The organism is Candidatus Accumulibacter cognatus (assembly GCF_000584975.1).
GTDB lineage: Bacteria > Pseudomonadota > Gammaproteobacteria > Burkholderiales > Rhodocyclaceae > Accumulibacter > Accumulibacter cognatus.
On record NZ_JDST02000132.1, the window covers coordinates 1 to 4,306 of the forward strand.

The following is a 4,306-nucleotide window of genomic DNA, read 5'->3' on the forward strand; positions in this document are numbered from 1 at the left end:
GTTTTTCCAGGCAATCAGACAACCGAGCAGGATGAAGGCACCCGGCAGCAGCAATGCCAGCAGGAAACCGGGATAGTTGTGGCCTCTCGACTGCCCGACCCGTCTCCCCATGTCTGCCGCCTGTGCGTCGGTTCGCACGGCCGTCTATCGCCGTCGCCGGCCCGAACGCACCGTGCTCTATCGCACCGTGCAGATGCACCTCGCCACCTGGCTCGAACTCTCCTGCGATAGCCGGGCGTACCCGGCCCAGCCCATGTCGAACGCGAGTTCCGGAGGTATCTCGAATGCGGGATTCTCGCGCATGGTTTTGCCCGCGCTCGATGCAGCGAAAGTGCAGACCAGGATCCGCCGGCGTCTGCTGCGCGCGCTGACCCGCCGTGGGGTGCTTGAGTCGGAGGACTCCGAGACGATGGCAAACCGGGAACACGGGGGCGGCTTCTCGCTCGACGCCAGCGTGCGCGTCGAAGGCGCCGACCGCGCGGGGTTGGAACGGCTGCGGCGCAACTCGCGCTCGACCGGCCTTTGCACTGGAGCGTCTGCGGGAGATCGACGCCGAACACCGGATCCATGAGAGCGTTAAGCCGGGTCCCGGCGGCAGCATCAGCGTCATGCTGACGCCGCTCGAACTCATCGAGCGTCTGGCCGCGCGGATTCCGCCGCCGCCGCGCCGGCATCGGCACCGGCATCGCTACGTCGGGGTGCTGGCGCCCAACGCGCCGCTGCGGGCGGCGGTGACGGCACTCGCGGGGGTGACCGCCGAGGTGGCACCGCCGACCGCGATGGCAGAAACCGCCTCGGCAACGGTCGCGTGCGCGACCGTGCAGAACACGCCCGAGGAACGACCACCGAACCCGCCCACCGCAAGGCCGCGCGTTGCGTCTGGGCACTCCTGCTGGCGCGCATCCATGAAGTGTTGCCGCTCGTCTCCCCCAAGTGCGGCGGCGACGTGCGGATCATCGCCTGCCTCAACGATGGCCCGCTGATTCGCGAGATTCTCGGCCACCTTGGCGATCCGACTTCGGCGCCGACCCTGCTTGGGTGCGTTGAATTTCGTATCCTTTGCCAACTGCCAACCCGCTCAGTTGAAAGGGTTCCGGATGATCAGGCCGGCGATTGACTGGCCATCCTGCATGTCTTCGCTGTAAAGGGTTGCGGCGCCGGCGGCTTCGGCGCTGGCGATGATCTGGCTGTCCCAGAAGCTGTAGCCGGCCAGCTCCATCAGTTCCAGACCGCGCAGGATGTGGGCGACGCTGGCGTCGTGGGTGACCCACAGGCCGTAGCTGCGAACGATGTCGCGAGCCTGGGCAAGGTTCAGGGGAGTCTTGAGTTTGCGCAGGGCATTCACCAGAAATTCCTGCAAGACCTGGGGACTTACGATTCCCCGGCGCTCTTCCCAAAGCGTGGCGAGCAGTTGGGCTGCGACGACTCGCTTGGGGCCTGCATCGCGGTCATGGGCGTAGAGCAGGATATTGGTATCGACAAAGGCGAGTGACTGATGCTTAACGCGCATGGGCATCGTCCCGGCTCAGGTACCGGCCGCCGAGTTCGAGGGCGCTGTCTTGCAGCCAGCCGATGGCCTGACGTTTGGCTTGCTGGTAGCGCAGATCGCTATCTACCTGTTCGGCAAGGTCCGCCGCGAGAAACCGACTGACGCTGACGTTCTGCCGGGCAGCAAGTTCACGGGCGCGTTGCAGCGTCCCGGCATCGAGCGAAAGAGTGATGTTTTGTTTCATGCTCGGCTCCAGCAAAATTGATCTACAAATATCGCACGTATTTTACGTGTAAATCCATGTGGGAAGGAGAGGAGATCCAATGGCAGATCGGCAAGTGCTCCAGAAGCCTGAAGCGCGATCAGCCGTGCGCGCACCGGCTCGTCGGGGCGCATCAACCGATTCAGGCGACGGCTGGAAGTGCAGCGGCAAACGCCCCACCTCAGCTTGTGCAAGCAACGGTATGACGTCACAGCTCCCTATCCCGACCCCCCCAATCAGGATGCCCATGCCCGCCGCAGCCGTTGCGTGCGCCACCTCGCGCACCGCCACCCATCGCCGCCGCCAGCCCGAACGCAGCGTGCGCTATCGCACCGTGCAGACGCATCTGGCCACCTGGCTCGAACTCTCCTGAGATGGCCGCCAGGGCGTACCCGGCCCAGCCCATGTCGAACGCGAGTTCCGGAGGTATCTCGAATGCGGGATTCTCGCGCATGGTTTTGCCCGCGCTCGATGCAGCGGCCGACCACGTTTTTCCGCGACTGCCGGTCCGCCAGTGGGTACTGTCGGTTCCCAATCGGCTGCGCTATACCCTGCAACACGATCCCGCCATCGAGACCCTGGCGTTGCGCATTTTCGTGTCTGTCGTGGAACAGGCCTTACGCCGCTCCTGCCCCGCTGCGGGTGCCGATTCCCGGATCGGCGCGGTCGCCTTCATCCACCGCTTTGGCGCGCTGCTCCATCCGCATGTCCATTTCCACGGCATCGTCATCGAGGGGGTCTTCGAGGCAGACGCCTCGGGAGCGGCGAGCTTCCACGAAAGCCGCGCCCCCGAGCAGACGTTGCTCGACGAAGTGCAGACCCGGATCCGCCGGCGTCTGCTGCGCGCGCTGACCCGCCGCGGGGTGCTTGAGTCGGAGGACACCGAGACGATGGCAAACTGGGGCGGCTTCTCGCTCGACGCCAGCGTGCGCGTCGAAGGCGCCGGCCGCGCGGGGTTGGAAGGGCTGCGGCGCACAAGGCATCCACCGTCGCGCCGCCCGCTACGCCTGGGCACTGCTCCTCGCGCGCATCGATGAGGTCTTTCCACTCCTCTGCCCACGCCGTGGTGGCGAGATGCGAATCATCGCCTTCCTCACGGATGGAGACGCCATCCGCGACATCCTGACCCATCTCGGCGAGCCGACCTCGCCGCCGCGCAGGATGCCCGCGCGCGGACCACCGCTCTGGGACAGGGTCGAGGCGCCGGTTGGTGAGAAGGATCCGCCGGGTGAACCGGTCCCCGAAGTCGAATTCGATCCACGCATCTCCTGGTAGCCGCTCGTCCCGCCGACCCCGGTGGGCGTGAAACTCCGCCGCCGCCCGAACCCATGGACAGCGGAGACGGGCTTCGACTGCCAACCCCGGTCGCGGGACGATTTGAGCCAAGCTTGTGCCGGTCCTCGGCCGCTCTTGCTCGTGTTCTCGCAAGCAGATCCACCCTTGCCGGCCATGCATCGGCCGCCATACGCTTCCCGGCGTCCGTTGAATTTCCTATCCTTCAAGGTCGCCATTTATGTGCGCTTTGGGTCGGGCTCTGCTACCACAATCGGCTATTGTGAACAGGCCCTAGCCACTCGCCGCAGGGATTCGAGGTAAGCCGCCGCATCGATCGCCCCGCCCTGCCGCTGGGCACGCCAGAGCGCTTCGCCCAGGCATTCCAGGATCGCATGTTCGGCGGCATGCACGTCGAGACGGGTGCGCAGGGCCTGATAGGCGGCACGAATTCCCGGCGGCTGGTCGATGCTGATCTGCTCGGCAACGGCGAGGTGCAGCGAAAGATGGAGAAAGGGATTCATCTGCCCGCTCTCGGGCGTGAACTCCTGCTCCAGCGCCAGCGCCGGGTTTTCGAGCAGGGCGTGGTATTCGGGGTGATGCCGGATCAGGTCGGCCGCCGTGACCTCGGCGCCTTCGAGAATCGCGCGTTCGCGATATTTACGCCAGGCTTCGCAGAAAAACTGGCGGACCTGTTCACGGCTGGGATTGAACATGGCTTCTCCAGGCTGCGCGGGGGATCGGAGCCGTGATGGCGTTCATCGGGGTGGCGAAGCGGGCGGAGCACCGGTTTTCTCCGGGTAGGCACAGAGATCGGCAATGCTGCAGCGCCTGCAATCGGGCTTGCGCGCCTTGCAGACGTAGCGCCCGTGCAGGATCAGCCAGTGATGGGCGGCATGCAGGAATTCCTCTGGTACCGCCTGCAGCAGCTCGCGTTCGACGGCCAGGGGGGTCTTGCCGGGGGCCAGCCCGGTGCGATTGGCAACCCGAAAGATGTGTGTATCGACAGCGATCGTGGCCTCGCCGAAAGCGGTGTTGAGAACCACGTTGGCGGTCTTGCGACCGACCCCCGGCAGGGCTTCGAGGGCGGTGCGCGAGTGCGGGACTTCGCCGCCATGTTGTTCGAGCAACTGCCGGCAGGTGGCGAGAATGTTCCTGGTCTTGCCCTGGTAAAGACCGATGCGGTTGAGGTAAGGAATCAGACCGCTTTCACCGAGCGCCAGGATCGCCTGTGGCGTCGGCGCATCGGCAAAGAGCTGCCGGGTGGCGAGATTGACGCTCTT

At 65.5% G+C, this 4,306-nt stretch carries 9 protein-coding genes; 3 read left to right on the forward strand and 6 right to left on the reverse strand.

Going from position 1 to position 4,306, the window contains the following annotated elements; genetic code table 11:
- Window positions 1-109 precede the first annotated feature (109 nt).
- Window positions 110-571, forward strand: a complete 462-nt coding sequence (locus AW06_RS21325; RefSeq protein WP_246148573.1) for a transposase — start codon at window positions 110-112, stop codon at window positions 569-571.
- A gap of 117 nt (window positions 572-688) precedes the next feature.
- Here the strand turns inward: AW06_RS21325 and AW06_RS21330 are convergent, their stop codons facing one another.
- The 4 genes from AW06_RS21330 to AW06_RS21335 all read right to left on the reverse strand — a co-directional run bounded on the left by AW06_RS21330 (window position 689) and on the right by AW06_RS21335 (window position 2,205).
- On the reverse strand, window positions 689-1,003 hold the full coding sequence (locus AW06_RS21330) for a hypothetical protein (protein ID WP_273704913.1): 315 nt from the start codon (window positions 1,001-1,003) through the stop codon (window positions 689-691).
- 75 nt (window positions 1,004-1,078) lie between these two features.
- Complete coding sequence (locus AW06_RS19090; RefSeq protein ID WP_034953615.1) at window positions 1,079-1,510, reverse strand: PIN domain-containing protein; 432 nt, start codon at window positions 1,508-1,510, stop codon at window positions 1,079-1,081.
- Entirely contained in the window at window positions 1,500-1,733 is a 234-nt protein-coding gene (locus AW06_RS19095; RefSeq protein WP_034953594.1) for a hypothetical protein, read from the reverse strand. The genes AW06_RS19090 and AW06_RS19095 overlap by 11 nt, the downstream gene beginning before the upstream one ends.
- A 226-nt stretch (window positions 1,734-1,959) precedes the next feature.
- Window positions 1,960-2,205, reverse strand: a complete 246-nt coding sequence (locus AW06_RS21335) for a hypothetical protein (RefSeq protein ID WP_246148566.1) — start codon at window positions 2,203-2,205, stop codon at window positions 1,960-1,962.
- Here AW06_RS21335 and AW06_RS19100 point away from each other — a divergent pair.
- Window positions 2,204-2,788: a transposase gene (locus AW06_RS19100; RefSeq protein WP_034953596.1), complete on the forward strand. Its 585-nt coding sequence runs from the start codon at window positions 2,204-2,206 to the stop codon at window positions 2,786-2,788. The two genes, AW06_RS21335 and AW06_RS19100, sit on opposite strands and share 2 nt — an antisense overlap.
- A 37-nt stretch (window positions 2,789-2,825) precedes the next feature.
- Entirely contained in the window at window positions 2,826-3,026 is a 201-nt protein-coding gene (locus tag AW06_RS19105; RefSeq protein ID WP_034953599.1) for a hypothetical protein, read from the forward strand.
- 275 nt (window positions 3,027-3,301) lie between these two features.
- On the opposite strand, the gene AW06_RS19110 is transcribed toward AW06_RS19105, so the two are convergent.
- Entirely contained in the window at window positions 3,302-3,739 is a 438-nt protein-coding gene (locus tag AW06_RS19110) for a DUF1841 family protein (RefSeq protein ID WP_034953603.1), read from the reverse strand.
- Between the two features lie 42 nt (window positions 3,740-3,781).
- The coding region (gene nth, locus AW06_RS19115) for an endonuclease III (RefSeq protein ID WP_034953606.1) at window positions 3,782-4,306 on the reverse strand (525 nt) is incomplete at its 5' end.

What these genes read in the sequence shown, in the direction of transcription:
- AW06_RS19090 (WP_034953615.1), bottom strand. Translation starts at nt 1,510, where the DNA reads ATGCGCGTTAAGCATCAGTCACTCGCCTTTGTCGATACCAATATCCTG.
- AW06_RS21325 (WP_246148573.1), top strand. Translation starts at nt 110, where the DNA reads ATGTCTGCCGCCTGTGCGTCGGTTCGCACGGCCGTCTATCGCCGTCGC.
- AW06_RS21335 (WP_246148566.1), bottom strand. Translation starts at nt 2,205, where the DNA reads ATGCGCGAGAATCCCGCATTCGAGATACCTCCGGAACTCGCGTTCGAC.
- AW06_RS19110 (WP_034953603.1), bottom strand. Translation starts at nt 3,739, where the DNA reads ATGTTCAATCCCAGCCGTGAACAGGTCCGCCAGTTTTTCTGCGAAGCC.
- AW06_RS19105 (WP_034953599.1), top strand. Translation starts at nt 2,826, where the DNA reads ATGCGAATCATCGCCTTCCTCACGGATGGAGACGCCATCCGCGACATC.
- AW06_RS19100 (WP_034953596.1), top strand. Translation starts at nt 2,204, where the DNA reads ATGGTTTTGCCCGCGCTCGATGCAGCGGCCGACCACGTTTTTCCGCGA.
- AW06_RS19095 (WP_034953594.1), bottom strand. Translation starts at nt 1,733, where the DNA reads ATGAAACAAAACATCACTCTTTCGCTCGATGCCGGGACGCTGCAACGC.